Annotated in this window: 1 protein-coding gene; it reads left to right on the forward strand. The window is 75.5% G+C overall.

What is annotated here, in order from left to right; genetic code table 11:
- The first annotated feature begins 29 nt into the window (after positions 1-29).
- Entirely contained in the window at positions 30-15,512 is a 15,483-nt protein-coding gene (locus ACFYSH_RS13185) for a type I polyketide synthase (protein ID WP_359478141.1), read from the forward strand.
- Positions 15,513-15,514 lie beyond the last annotated feature (2 nt).

Below are 15,514 nucleotides of genomic sequence, written 5' to 3' on the forward strand. Positions count from 1 at the left end.
ACCTCTTCGCACAGGAGTGGCGACACCCGATGAACAACGACGAAAAGCTGCTCTCCTACCTCAAGCGGGTCTCCGCCGATCTGCACCAGACCCGCCAGCGGCTGCGTGAGGTGGAGACCCAGGACCGGGAACCCATCGCCATCGTCGGAATGAGCTGCCGGTTCCCCGGCGGGGTCACCACCCCCGAGGAGTTCTGGCAACTGGTCCACGAGGGCACCGACGCCATCGGGGAGTTCCCCGGGGACCGCGGCTGGGACGCCGACGCGCTGTACGACCCGGACCCGGACGCCACGGGGAAGACGTACTCCACGCGCGGCGGCTTCCTGAGCGATGCCGCGGGGTTCGAGCCGGACTTCTTCGGCATCAGCCCTCGGGAGGCCGTCGCGATGGACCCCCAGCAGCGTCTGCTGCTGGAGGTGTCGTGGGAGGCACTGGAACGTGCCCGTATCGCCCCCGACTCGGTGCACGGCGCCCGGGTCGGGGTGTTCGCCGGCACCAACGGCCAAGACTACCGTGACCTGTTGGCGCGGATGCCGCAGGACTCCGAGGCCGCGCTCGGCACCGGCGCCCTGGCCGCCGTGATCTCCGGCCGGATCTCCTACACCCTCGGCCTCGAGGGACCGGCCGTCACCATCGACACCGCCTGCTCGTCGGCGCTCGTCGCGGTGCACCTCGCCGTACAGGCGCTGCGCGGCAAGGAGTGCACCCTCGCCCTAGCGGGCGGCGCCACGGTCATGTCCACCCCCAACTCCTTCGTCGCCTTCAGCCGCCAGCGGGGCCTCGCCCCGGACGGCCGCTGCAAGTCCTTCGCGGACTCGGCCGACGGCACCGGCTGGGGCGAGGGCGCCGGCATGCTCCTGCTGGAGCGGCTGAGCGACGCCCGCCGCAACGGCCACGAGGTCCTCGCCGTCATCAAGGGTTCGGCCGTCAACCAGGACGGTGCCTCCAACGGCCTGACCGCACCCAACGGCCCCTCGCAGCAGCGGGTCGTACGTGCCGCGCTGGCCGGCGCTCAGCTCACCCCGGCCGACGTCGACCTGCTGGAGGCGCACGGCACCGGCACCACACTCGGCGACCCCATCGAGGCTCAGGCCCTGCTCGCCACCTACGGGCAGGACCGGCCGCAGGACGCACCGCTGTGGCTGGGCTCGGTCAAGTCCAACATCGGCCACACCCAGGCCGCCGCGGGCGTCGCCGGGATCATCAAGGTCGTCATGGCGATGCGGCACGGCGTGCTGCCGCGGAGCCTGCACGCCGAGGAGCCGTCCGCCAAGGTCGACTGGAGCCAGGGCAACGTCCGCCTGCTGACCGCCAACCGCCCCTGGACCGACCCCGGGCGCCCGCGGCGTGCCGCGGTCTCCTCCTTCGGGGCGAGCGGCACCAACGCCCACACCATCCTGGAAGAGGCGCCCGCCGAGGAGGCAGCCGAGGAACCCGTCGAGGCACCCGCGCCGCGCACCGCGCCGCCGCTGGTGCCGTGGGTGCTCTCCGGCCGCACCGAACGAGCGCTGCGGGAGCAGGCCGCCCGCCTGGCCGAGGCCGTCACCGACGCCGACCCCGTGGACGTGGCGCACTCGCTGGCCGTCACCCGCACCGCCCACCCGTACCGGGCCGTGGTCCTCGGCGCCGGCCGGGACACGCTGCTCGACGCGGTGACCCGCGTCGCCGAGGGCGGCCGTGCCACCGCGCTCGGCCGCGTCCGCAAGGGCCAGACGGCCTTCCTGTTCACCGGCCAGGGCTCCCAGCGCCCCGGAATGGGCCGCGAACTGCACACCCACTTCCCGGTCTTCGCCCGCGTCTTCGACGAGATCTGCGAACTGACCGGCGACGCGGACCTGCGCGAGCTGGTCCTCGGCGACGATCCCGAGCCGCTGAACCGCACGGCCCGCACCCAGACCGCGCTGTTCGCCTTCGAGGTCGCGCTCTACCGGCTGGTGGAGTCCTGGGGCCTGACCCCCGACTACCTCGCGGGCCACTCCATCGGCGAGATCGCCGCCGCCCACGTCGCGGGCGTACTGGACCTGGCGGACGCCACCACGCTGGTGGTCGCGCGCGGCCGGCTCATGCAGGCCCTCCCCGAGGGCGGCGCCATGATCGCCCTGCGCGCCACCGAGGAGGCCGTCCGCCCCCTGCTCACCGACGGGGTCGGCGTGGCCGCCGTCAACGGGCCGGACTCCGTCGTGATCTCCGGCGACGCCGCCGAGGCCGAGGCGGTCGCCGCGCGGTTCGAGAAGAGCCGCCGGCTGAAGGTGTCGCACGCCTTCCACTCCCCGCTGATGGAACCGATGCTGGACGAGTTCCGGTCCGTGGTGTCGTCCCTGACCTACCACCGGGCGACGGTCCCCGTGGTGTCCAACGTCACCGGGCGGCTCGCCACCCAGGACCTCGGCACTCCCGAGTACTGGGTACGGCACGTGCGCGAGGCCGTCCGCTTCCACGACGGGATCCGCGCCCTCGCCGCCGAGGGCGTCACCCGTTTCCTGGAGATCGGCCCCGACGCGGTACTGACCGCCATGGCCCGCGAGTGCCTGGCCGTCACCGAGGACGAGCCCGCCGCCGACGACGCCGTCCTGGCCGCCGCCACCCGCCGCGGACGGGACGAGACCGAGACCCTGCTCACCGCCCTGGCCCAGCTGCACACCGGCGGCGCAGGCGTGCGCTGGGAGAAGCTGTTCACCGGGGCCCGCACCGTCGACCTGCCCACCACGGCCTTCCAGCGCGAGCGGTTCTGGCCCGAGACGGCCGACCCGGTCGGCGACGTGGGGTCCGCCGGACTGGACTCCGCCGACCACCCGCTGCTCGGCGCCGCCACCGTGCTCGCCGACTCCGACGGCGCGGTCCTGACCGGCCGGCTGTCCGTGCGCACCCACCCCTGGCTCGCCGACCACGTCGTCGGCGGCTCCGTCGTCGTCCCCGGCACCGCCATGGTGGAACTCGCGGTCCGCGCCGGCGACCAGGTCGGCTGCGGACGGCTGGAAGAACTGGCCCTGGAGATACCGCTGGTGCTGCCGCCCGCCGACGGCATCCGCGTCCAGGTCGCCGTCGGCACCCCCGACCCGGCAGGTGCCCGCACGGTCCAGATCTACGCGCGCGCCGAGAACCCGGCCGCCGACGAACCCTGGACCCTGCACGCCTCCGGTCTGCTCGCCGACGGCACCGCGGTCCCCGGCGCCCGGCTGGACGTCTGGCCGCCGCAGGACGCCGAGGAGCTCGACCTCACCGGCCTGTACGAGCGGCACGCCGCGGCGGGCCTCGACTACGGGCCCACCTTCCGCGCGCTGACCGCCGCCTGGCGGGACGGCGACGCGGTGTACGCCGAGGTCCGCCTTCCGGAGCGGCCGGCCGCCGACGCCCCCCGCTTCGGCCTCCATCCCGCGGCCTTCGACGCCGCCCTGCACTCCCTGGCCCTGCTCGGCGACGGATCCGGTGACGACACCGCCCGACTGCCGTTCATGTTCGCCGGCGTCACCCTGCACGCCGTGGGCGCCTCGGTCCTGCGGGCCCGTATGACGCCCGCCGGCGACCACGCCTTCGCCGTCGACCTGGCCGACGCCACCGGCGCTCCCGTCGCCACCGTCGACTCCCTGGCCTCCCGCCCGCTGACCCGGCTGCGCGGCGAGCAGGACACCGTCGCCGAGGCGCTGTTCGCCCTCGACTGGCAGCCGCTGGCGCTCGACCACGACGCCCCCGCCGCCGAGCACCGCCTGCTGGAGGTCCCGTCCGGCTCCGACGCCGAGGCGGTGCGCGCCGCGGTGCACACCGCGCTCGTCGCCCTCCAGGACGACGACCCCCGACCGCTGGCCGTCGTCACCCGGGGCGCCGTCTCCACCGCGGGCGAGGACGCGCCCGACCTGGCCGGCGCGGCGGTGTGGGGCCTGGCGCGCTCCGCGCAGTCCGAGAGCCCCGGCCGATGCGTCCTGCTCGACCTCGAACCCGGCACCGACCCCCACACCCTGCTGCCCGCGGTCCTCGCCACCGGCGAGCCACAGGTCGCCGTACGTTCCGGCGCCGCCCACGCGGCCCGGCTGGTACGCGCCGAGCCGGTCGAGGACGCGGCGGGCCCGGCCCTCGACCCCGAGGGAACCGTCCTGCTGACCGGCGCCACCGGCGGACTCGGCCCCGTACTCGCCCGGCATCTGGTCACCGCCCACGGCGTGCGTCACCTCGCCCTGGTCAGCCGAGGCGGCCGCGCCGACGAGCTCGTGGCGGAACTCAACGCGCTCGGCGCGAGCGCCACCGTGCACGCCTGCGACGTCGCCGACCGCGACGCCCTCGCCGCACTCCTCGCCGGCATCGGAAAGGACCGTCCGCTCACCGGGGTCGTGCACGCGGCGGGTGTCCTCGACGACGGGGTGGTGTCCTCACTGACGCCCGAGCGCCTCGACGCCGTACTCGCACCGAAGGCACTCGGCGCCCTCCACCTGCACGAGCTGACCCGTGATCACGCCCTGTCCGCCTTCGTGCTGTTCTCCTCCGTCGCCGGCACCGTCGGCGCACCGGGACAGGGCAACTACGCCGCCGCCAACGCCTGCCTCGACGCGCTCGCAGCCCACCGCGACGCGAACGGCTCGCCCGCCCTCGCCCTGGCCTGGGGGCCCTGGGCCCCGACCGGTGGCATGACCGGCGCCCTGGACGAGGCCGACCTCGCCCGCATGTCCCGCGGCGGCATGATCCCCCTGTCCGCCGAGGAGGGCACCGCCCTGTTCGACCGGGCACTGAGCACCGGCCGCCCCGCGGTGGCCCCCGTACGCCTGAACCTGTCCGCGCTGCGCGCCCAGGGCGGCGAACTCGCTCCCGTACTCCGTGCCCTGGCAGGGCGTCCGGTGCGCCGCGAGGCCGCCGCCGAGGACACCGGCTCCGGATTCGCCGAGCGCATGGCCGCCCTCGGTGGGACCGAGCGGGCCGAGGCCCTGCTGCACACCGTCCGCGCCCATGTCGCCGCCGTCCTCGGGCACGCCGGACCGGACACCGTGGAGACCGACCGGGCCTTCAAGGACCTCGGCTTCGACTCGCTCGCCGCGATCGAACTGCGCAACTCCCTGTCCGCCGAGACGGGGCAGCGGCTGCCCGCCACCCTCGTCTTCGACCACCCCTCGCCCGAGGCGCTCGCCACCCACCTCGCGACCCTGGTCGCCGGAGCCGACGGAGCCGTGCGCCGCACCCGGCGCACCGGACGGGCCCGCGCCGACGAGCCGCTGGCGATCGTCGGCATGGCCTGCCGCTACCCGGGCGACGTCCGCACACCGCAGGACCTGTGGCGGCTGGTCGCCGACGGGACCGACGCCATCGCCCCGTTCCCCGCCAACCGCGGCTGGGACGTCGACCGCATCGTCGACCCCGCCCGGCAGCGCCCCGACACCTCGTACGTCGGGGAGGGCGGGTTCCTCTACGACGCGGGCGACTTCGACGCCGCGTTCTTCGGCATCAGCCCCAAGGAAGCGCTCGTCACCGACCCGCAGCAGCGTCTGCTGCTGGAGGCGTCCTGGGAGGCGCTGGAGCACGCGGGCATCGACCCGCACTCCCTCAAGGGCAGCCCGACCGGCGTGTTCGCGGGCGTGCAGTACCACGACTACTTCGGCAGCTTCGGCTCCGGCAGCATCATCTCCGGCAGGGTCGCCTACACCCTCGGCCTGGAAGGCCCCTCGCTGTCCGTCGACACCGCCTGCTCCTCGTCGCTGGTGGCGCTCCACCTGGCCGGGCAGTCGCTGCGCCAGGGCGAGTCGTCCCTCGCGCTGGTCGGTGGTGTCGCCGTCATGGCCACGCCGGAGACCTTCATCGAGTTCAGCCGGCAGGGCGCCCTCGCCCCCGACGCCCGTACCCGCGCGTTCGCCGACGCGGCCGGCGGCACCGTGTGGGGCGAGGGTGTCGGCGTGCTGGTGGTGGAACGTCTCTCGGACGCCCGCCGCAACGGCCACCCGGTCCTCGCCGTCGTCCGCGGCACCGCCGTCAACCAGGACGGTGCCTCCAACGGCCTGACCGCGCCCAACGGCCCCTCCCAGGAACGCGTCATCCTCCAGGCCCTGGAGAACGCCCGCCTCACCACCGCCGACGTCGACGTGGTGGAGGCGCACGGCACCGGTACGACCCTCGGCGACCCCATCGAGGCGCAGGCGCTGCTGGCCACCTACGGCCAGGGCCGGCCCGAGGACCGGCCGCTGTGGCTGGGGTCGGTCAAGTCCAACATGGGACACACCCAGGCCGCGGCCGGGGTCGCCGGTGTGATCAAGATGGTCATGGCGATGCGGCACGGCAGCCTGCCCAGGACCCTGCACGTCGACGAGCCGTCCGGCAAGGTCGACTGGGAGGCCGGGCAGGTGCGCCTGCTGACCGAGGAACGGGCCTGGCCGCAGACCGGCCGGCCACGCCGGGCCGGGGTGTCGTCCTTCGGGATCAGCGGCACCAACGCCCACGTCATCCTCGAACAGGCCCCGGCAGCCACGGAGCCCGTCGCGGCACCGGGCTCCGACGCCGCCCCGGGACCCGCCGTCCCGTGGCTGCTGACGGCGAAGTCGCCCGCCGCGCTCGCCGGACAGGCCGCCGCGCTGCTCGGCCACCTCGACGCACACCCCGGACTCGACCCCCGGGACGTCGGCTGGTCGCTGGCCACCAGCCGTGCCCACTTCGCGCACCGTGCCGCCCTCACCGGCACCGACGCCGCCGCACTGCGCGCGGCGCTCACCGCACTGGCCGACGGCGGCTCCGCCCGCGACCTCGCCGAGGGCACCGCCACCGGACGGGCCCGGCCCGTCTTCGTCTTCCCCGGCCAGGGCTCGCAGTGGTCCGGCATGGCCACGGAACTCCTCGCCGGATCTCCGGCGTTCGCGGCCCGCATGGACGAGTGCGCCGCGGCCCTGGAGCCGTACATCGACTGGGACTTCGCGGCGGAACTGCGCGGTGGGCTCGACCGGGTCGACGTCGTCCAGCCCCTGCTGTGGGCGGTGATGGTGTCCCTGGCGCACACCTGGAGCGGCTACGGCGTCGCCCCGGCCGCGGTCATCGGTCACTCCCAGGGCGAGATCGCCGCCGCCTGCGCGGTCGGAGCGCTCTCCCTGGCGGACGGCGCGCGCGTGGTCGCCCTGCGCTCCCAGGCCATCGCCGAGCTGCTGTCCGGCTCCGGCGGCATGATGTCCGTGGGCGAGGGCGCCGACACGGTCCGCGCCCGGCTCGCCGACTGGGACGGCCGGTTGTCGGTCGCCGCGGTCAACGGCACCGCCTCCACGGTCGTCTCCGGTGACTCCGACGCACTCGACGAGCTCCTCGAGCGGCTGCGCGCCGAGAAGGTACGCGCCAAACGGCTGCCCGTGGACTACGCCTCGCACAGCTCACACGTCGAGTCCCTGCGCGCACGCCTCGCCGAGGACCTGGCAGGCATCGAACCGCGCAGCACCGACGTGCCGTTCTACTCCACCGTCACCGGCGCGCCGATCGACACCGCCGAACTCGGCGCCGAGTACTGGTACACCAACCTCCGCGGCACCGTGCTGTTCGAGCAGGCGGTGCGCGGCGCCGTCGCCAACGGCCACACCCTGTTCGTGGAGTCCAGCCCGCACCCGGTGCTGACCGTCGGTATCCAGGAGACCGACGACGCGGTCGCCGCCGTCGGCTCGCTCCGCCGCGACGAGGGCGGCCGGGACCGGCTGCTCGTCGCCCTCGGTGAGGCATTCACCCACGGTGCTGTGGTCGACTGGGCCGCGGTCGCCGAGGGACGCCACGCCCGCCTCGTCCCCCTGCCCGCGTACGCCTTCCAGCGCGAGTGGTACTGGCTCGACAGCACCACCACCGGCGCCGACGTCACCTCCGCCGGGCTCGCGGCCACCGACCACTCCCTGCTCGGCGCCGCCATGGCACGGGCCGGCAGCGAGGAGGCCGTCCTCACCGGCCGCCTCTCGGCGGGCACGCACCCCTGGCTGAACGACCACCGGGTCGGGGACCGGCTGCTGTTCCCCGGCACCGGACACCTCGAACTCGCCCTGCGCGCGGGCGACCAGGTCGGCTGCGGCGACCTGGCCGAGCTCACCCTCCACGCCCCGCTGGTCCTGCCCGACCACGGTGCCGTCCAGCTCCAGGCCGTCGTCGGCCCGCCCGACGGCGCGACCCGCCCGCTGACCCTGTGGTCCCGTCCCGAGAGCGCCGACGAGGAACTGCCCTGGACCCGGCACGCCGACGGGCTGCTCGCGCCGACCGGTACCCTCCCGGTCGACGTCGAACCACTCACCTCCTGGCCGCCGCACGACGCCGAACCTGTTCCCCTCGACGGCCTGTACGACGAACTCGCCGCCCTCGGACTCGGCTACGGCCCGCTGTTCCAGGGCCTGCGCGCCGCCTGGCGCACCCAGGACGCCGTGTACGCCGAGGTCGCCACCGACGCACCCGTCGACGGCTTCGGGCTGCACCCGGCCCTCTCCGACGCCGCCCTGCACACCGTCGGACTCACCGACGCCGCCGCCGACCAGGCGCTGCTGCCGTTCGCCTGGTCCGGAGTACGGCTGCACGCCACCGGGGCCACCGCGCTGCGCGTGAAGGTCCGCGCCACCGGCGAGGGCACCGTCGCCCTCACGTTCGCCGACCCGGCCGGCGCCCCCGTCGCCACCGTCGGCTCCCTCACCCTGCGCCCGCTGCGTACCGACCTGGTGGACGCGGCCGCCCGGTCCGCCGGGTCCGGCGCACTGCACCGCGTCGACTGGATCCCCGCACCGGCGGCCCCCGAGGGGACCGCGCACACACCGTGGGACGGGGAGGTGCTCCACGCCCCCGCGGGCGTCGACGCCACCGGGACACGCGCCGCCGTCGCCGCCGTCCTGGACGGGCTGCGTGACCGGCTCGCCGACGAACAGGGCGGCGACAGCCCCCTCGTCGTCGTCACCGGCACCGACCCGGCCGGCGCCGCGGTCGGCGGGCTGGTCCGCTCGGCCCAGTCCGAGAACCCCGGCCGCATCGTCCTGGTCGAGAGCGAGGCGGACCCCGGCCCTGACCGTCTCGCCGAGGCCGTCGCCGGTGGCGAACCGCACCTGGCCCTGCGCGACGGCGCCTGGTACCTGCCGCGCCTGGCCCGCGTTCCGGACACGGCCGCCGTGGCCACCGCCCCGGACGCCGAAGGCACCGACCCCACCGACTCCGGCCTGGGCACCGGCACCGTCCTGCTGACCGGCGCGACCGGCGCCCTCGGCGGGATCATCGCCCGTCACCTGGCCGGCCGCCGCGATGTGCGCCACCTGCTGCTGCTCAGCCGGAGCGGCGCCGACGCCGGCTTGATCACCGAGCTGACCGAACTGGGCGCCGAGGTCACCGGGGTCGCCTGTGACGCCGCCGACCGCGACGCACTCGCCCGGGTGCTGGCCGAGATCCCAGCCGACCGGCCGCTGACCGCCGTGATCCACGCGGCCGGCGTCCTCGCCGACGGCGTACTCGACTCACTCACCCCCGAACGCGTCGACACGGTCTTCCGGCCCAAGGTCGACGCCGCCTGGAACCTGCACGAACTCACCGCGGACCTCGGTCTGTCGGCGTTCGTGCTCTTCTCCTCCTCCGCCGCCACCCTCGGCTCCCCGGGCCAGGGCAACTACGCCGCCGCGAACGCCTACCTCGACGCTCTCGCCGCCCACCGGCACTCCCACGGCCTGCCCGCACACTCCCTGGCCTGGGGCCTGTGGGAACAGGCGAGCGGCATGACCGGCACCCTCGACGAGAACGACCGGGCGCGCATCGCCCGCGGCGGTGTCGCCCCGCTGCCGACCGAGGAGGGACTCACCCTGTTCGACGCCGCCCTGCGCGGCACCGAACCCGTCGTCCTGCCGGTCCGGCTGGACACCGCCGCGCTGCGCGGCCAGGGGGACGCCCTGGCCCCGCTCTTCCGCGGACTGGTACCCGTACGCCGCGCCACCGCCGGACACGCGGCGGCCCCGGGCGGCGCGGACTCGCTGCGTGACCGGCTCACCGCGCTGCTGGAGCCGGAGCGGGAACCGTTCCTCACCGAACTCGTGCAGAGCCGGGTCGCCACCATCCTCGGATACCGCTCCGCCCAGGACGTCGGCCGCACGCTGCCCTTCAGGGAGCTGGGCTTCGACTCGCTGGCCGCCGTCGAACTGCGCAACGGACTCGCCGCCGCGACCGGACTGCGACTGCCCGCCACCCTGGTCTTCGACCACCCCACCCCGGCGGAACTCGCGCGGTTCCTGCTGGGCGAACTGACCGGTGCCCTCGACCGGGCCGCACCCGCCCCCACGGCACGCGCCGCCGACGACGAACCCATCGCCATCGTCGGCATGGGCTGCCGCTTCCCCGGCGACGTCTCCTCCCCGGAGGAGCTGTGGCGCCTGGTGGCCGAAGGCCGTGACGCGGTAGGAGAGTTCCCCGCCGACCGTGGCTGGGACGTCGAGACCCTCCACGACCCGACCCTGGACCGGCCGGGCACCAGCTACACCCGGCACGGCGCCTTCCTGTACGGCGCGGCCGACTTCGACCCGGCGTTCTTCGCCATGGACGAGGAGGAGGCCCTCGTCACCGACCCCCAGCAGCGGCTGCTGCTGGAGACCTCCTGGGAGGCACTGGAGCGGGCCTCCATCGACCCGGCCACCCTGCGCGGCTCCGACACCGGTGTCTTCGCCGGCGTCATGTACCACGACTACTTCGGCAGCTTCGGCTCCGGGAGCGTCGTCTCCGGCCGGGTCGCGTACACCTTGGGCCTCGAAGGGCCGACCCTGTCCGTCGACACCGCCTGCTCCTCCTCACTGGTGGCCCTGCACCTGGCCGCGCAGGCGCTGCGCCAGGGCGAATGCTCGCTCGCCCTGGCCGGGGGAGTGACCGTCATGGCCACCCCCGGCACGTTCGTGGAGTTCAGCCGGCACCGGGGTCTCTCCAGCGACGGCCGCTGCCGCCCCTTCGCCGACGCCGCGGACGGCACCGGCTTCGGGGAGGGAGCGGGCGTGCTGCTGCTGGAGCGGCTCAGCGACGCCCGCCGCAACGGCCGGACGATCCTCGCCGTGCTCCGAGGCACCGCCGTCAACCAGGACGGTGCCTCCAACGGCATCACCGCCCCCAACGGCCCCGCCCAGCAGCGCGTCATCCGCCGCGCCCTGGAAGCGGCGGGCGTCGCTGCGGCGGACGTCGACGTCGTCGAGGCCCACGGCACCGGCACCACCCTCGGCGACCCCATCGAGGCCCAGGCCCTGATCGCCACCTACGGCGCGGAGCACACCGAGGAACGCCCGCTGTGGCTCGGCTCGGTCAAGTCGAACCTGGGCCACACCCAGGCCGCCGCCGGCGTCGCCGGCGTCATCAAGATGGTCCAGGCGATCCACCACGAGACCCTGCCGGCCAGCCTCGGCATCGACCGGCCCTCCCGGCACGTGGAGTGGGAGGGCGGCAACGTCCGCCCGCTGACCGAGTCCCTGCCGTGGCCGGACCCGGGCCGCCCGCGCCGCGCGGGCATCTCCTCCTTCGGCATCTCCGGCACCAACGCCCACGTGATCGTCGAGGCACCGCCCGCCGCGCCACCCGCCCCCGCCACGCCGCCCGCCGTACCCGCGACGGATGCGGTGCCGTGGCTGCTGTCCGGTCACACGCCCCAGGCGCTGCGCGCCCAGGCCGGCCGGCTGCTGGACCACCTGGCCGGCCACCCGGACGCCGGTCCGCACCGGATCGCCGGAGCCCTCGCCCACGCCCGTACCGCACTCGGCCACCGCGCCGCAGTCGTCGGGCACACCCGCGAGGACCTGACCGCCGGCCTGCGGGCACTGGCCGAGGGACGCACACCCCCGGCCGGTACGGCCGGTCCCGCGACCGACGGCAAGCTGGCCCTGCTCTTCTCCGGCCAGGGGTCCCAACTGCCCGGCATGGGCTCCCGGCTCGCTGCCGCGTTCCCCGCCTTCGCCACCGCCTTCGACGAGGTCCGCGCCCACCTGGACCCGGTCCTGGACCGGCCGCTCGGCGACGTCCTGGGCTCCGCGGAACTGCTGGAGCGCACCGAGTACACCCAGCCGGCCCTGTTCGCCTTCGAGGTGGCCCTGTTCCGGCTGCTGGAGTCGTTCGGCGTCCGGCCGGACCTGCTCGCCGGGCACTCCGTCGGCGAGTTCGCCGCCGCCCACGTGGCTGGTGTCCTCGGCCTCCAGGACGCCTGCCGGCTCGTCGCCGCCCGGGGCCGTCTGATGCAGGCGCTCCCCGCAGGCGGCGTCATGATCGCCGTACGCGCCGGAGAGGACGAGGTCGCGCCGCTGCTCGGGGACGGAGTCGGCCTCGCCGCCGTCAACGGACCCGACTCCGTGGTGGTCTCCGGTCCGGCCGGCCCCGCCCGCGCGCTCGCGGCCCGTTTCGACCGGAGCAAGGAACTGGCCGTCAGCCACGCCTTCCACTCGGCCCTGATGGAACCGATGCTCGAGGAGTTCCGCGAGGTCGCCGAGTCGCTGTCGTACGGATCACTGCGCATCCCGCTGGTGTCCACCGTCACCGGCGCCCCCGTGGCCGCCGACGAACTGTCCACCCCCGACTACTGGGTACGGCACGCCCGCGAGGCGGTCCGTTTCGCCGATGCCGTGTCCGCCCTGCACGACGCGGGCGCCCGGCACTTCGCCGAGGTGGGACCCGGCAGCGCGCTCACCGCCGCAGCCGGTGACTGCCTGCCCGAGGACACGGCCCCCGTCGTCGCGCTCCAGCGCAAGGACCGCGAGGAGACCGAGGCCCTGGTCACCGGGCTCGCCGCGCTGCACGTGCACGGCGTCACCGTCGACTGGACGGGCCTGCTGCCCCACCGCGACGGCTCGGACCTGCCCACCTACGCCTTCCAGCGCGACCGTTACTGGATGACCGGCGACCCGGGGCAGCCCGGACCCGCCGTCGGCCACCCGCTGCTGGGTGCCGCCGTCGAACGCGCCGACGCCGACGCGGCCCTGCACACCGGCCGGCTCTCGCTCTCCGCCCAGCCGTGGCTGGCCGACCACGCCGTCGGCGGCGTACCCCTGCTGCCGGGCTCGGCGTACGTCGAGATGGCCCTGGCCGCCGGGGCACGCCTGGACTGCCCCGTGGTGGAGGAACTGACCGTCGCCGAACCGCTGGTGCTGCCCGAGCACGGCAGCGTCCGCCTCCAGTGCACCGTCGGCGAACCGGACACCACCGGCGTACGCACCTTCACCGTGTACGCCGCGGCGGCCGACGACGACCCGTGGACCGTCCACGCCACCGGCGTGCTGCGCCCCGTGGCCCCGGCGCCCGCCCCCGACCTGACGTCCTGGCCGCCGCCCGGCGCCGAATCCGTCGACCTGGACGACGTCTACGGCCGGCTCGCCGCTCTGGGCGCCGAGTACGGGCCCCGATTCCAGGGGCTGCGCGCCGCCTGGCGCCTGGGCGACGAGGTGTACGCCGAGGTCGCCGTCGACACCGACGGCGTCCCCTTCGGACTGCACCCGGCGCTCCTGGACTCCGCGCTGCACGCCATCGGACTGCGCGCCGGGGCCCCGGAGCGGATGGCGCTGCCGTTCGCCTGGAACGGCGTCGAACTGTACGCAGTGGGCGCGACGGCCCTGCGGGTGCGGATCGCGCCGTTGGGATCCGGCGCCGTACGGATCGACGCCGCCGACGCCGGCGGCCGGCCCGTGGTCCGGGTCGCGTCGCTGACGCTGCGGGAGGTCGACCCCGCGCGGATCGCGGCGAAGGCCACGGGCGGGCACGAGGACCTGTTCGCCCTCGACTGGGTGCCCGTCGCCGTTCCGACCGCACCGCAGGCCGGCCGTTGGGCCGTCCTCGGCTCCGGCCACGAGGACCTGACCGCCGCGCTGGCCGGGGAGGTCGCGGAGGTCGCGAGCGTCACCGGACTGCCGGAGGCCGCGGCCCAGGCCCCTGACACCCTGGTCGTCCCGCACCCCGGCGGACGGGCTCCCGAGGAGATCCGGGCCGGAGCCCGGCGGGTGCTCGCCCTGGTTCGGGACTGGCTGGCCGACGAGCGGTTCGCCGCCACCGGCCTCGTCGTCACCACCCGAGGGGCCGCCGGCCCGGATCCCGCCGAGATCACCGACCCCGGCGCCGCCGCCGCATGGGGCCTGATCCGCTCGGCCCAGTCCGAGCACCCCGACAGGATCGTCCTCGCCGACCTCGACGACACCGACGCGTCACGCCGTCTGCTGCCCTCCGCCGTCGCCTCGGGCGAACCCCAACTGGCGCTCCGCAAGGGCACGGTGAGTGCCCCGCGCCTCGTCCGCGCCCCGCGCCGGGACGGGCACGTCCCGGCCGACTGGACGGGCACCGTACTGATCACCGGCGGCACCGGCGCTCTCGGCCGGGAGGTGGCCCGCCACCTGGTCACGCAGCACGGCGCCACGCGGCTCGTCCTGCTCAGCCGCGCCGGATCCGACGCCCCCGGAGCCGGGGAACTCCAGGAGGAACTGACCGCCCTGGGTGCGGACGTCACCCTCGTCGCCTGCGACGCGTCCGACCGCGCAGCCCTCGCCCAGGTGCTGGACGACCACCCCGTCACCGCGGTGGTGCACACCGCCGGTGTCCTGGCCGACGGCGTCCTCACCTCGCTGACGCCGGAGCGACTCGACACGGTGCTGAAGCCCAAGCTGGACGCCGCCTGGCATCTGCACGAACTCACCGCCGACCGCCCGCTGACCGCGTTCGCGCTGTTCTCGTCCGCGGCCGGCCTGTTCGGCAGCCCGGGCCAGGCCGCCTACGCCGCGGGCAACGCCTTCCTCGACGCCCTCGCCGCACACCGGGTCGCCCTCGGGCTGCCCGGCGTCTCGCTCGCCTGGGGAGCCTGGGCGGGCAGCGGAGGCATGGCCGACCGCCTCGGCGACACCGACGCGCGCCGCATGGCGTCCGGGGGCGTGCTCACCCTCGACACGGCGGCGGGCCTGACCCTGTTCGACACCGCCGTGGGACGCGAGGAGCCGGTCCTGCTGCCCGCCCGCCTCGACCTGAGCGCCCCGAGCGACGCCGGTCGTACAGCCCCGCTGCTGCGCGGCCTGGTGCGCGCTCCCCGCCGTACCGGTGCCACCGCGTCCGTGGCCTCGGCGGCGCTCCGCCGTGAGCTGGCCGCCCGTACCCCCGAGGAGCGCACCACCCGGCTGCTCGAACTGGTGCGGGACGAGGCCCGGCAGGTGCTCGGGACAGAGGAGTTCGAGGCGGATCTCCCCTTCAAGGACCTCGGCTTCGACTCACTGACCGCCGTCGAGTTCCGCAACCGGCTCAACGAGGCGACCGGGCTGCGGCTGTCCGCCACGCTCGTCTTCGACCACCCGAGCCCGGCTGCCCTCACCGACCACCTCGCCGGCGAACTGGCGCCGTCCGCCGCCGAGGCCCCGCGCGAGGAGGACACCGTCCGCGCCGCGCTGGCCGCCCTCCCGGTGGCCAGACTCCGCGAGGCCGGACTGCTGGACAGCCTGCTCGAACTCGCCGGGCTGCGCCCCGAGCGGGAGCAGTCCGCGAACGACGCGCCCAGCCGCCCCGCGATCGACGCGATGGACGCCGAGAGCCTGATCACCCTGGCGCTCGACGACCTCGTCGCCGACGACGACGCCCTGTAGAA

This window comes from Streptomyces sp. NPDC005791, from assembly GCF_042871485.1.
In the GTDB taxonomy this organism is placed as follows: Bacteria; Actinomycetota; Actinomycetes; order Streptomycetales; family Streptomycetaceae; genus Streptomyces.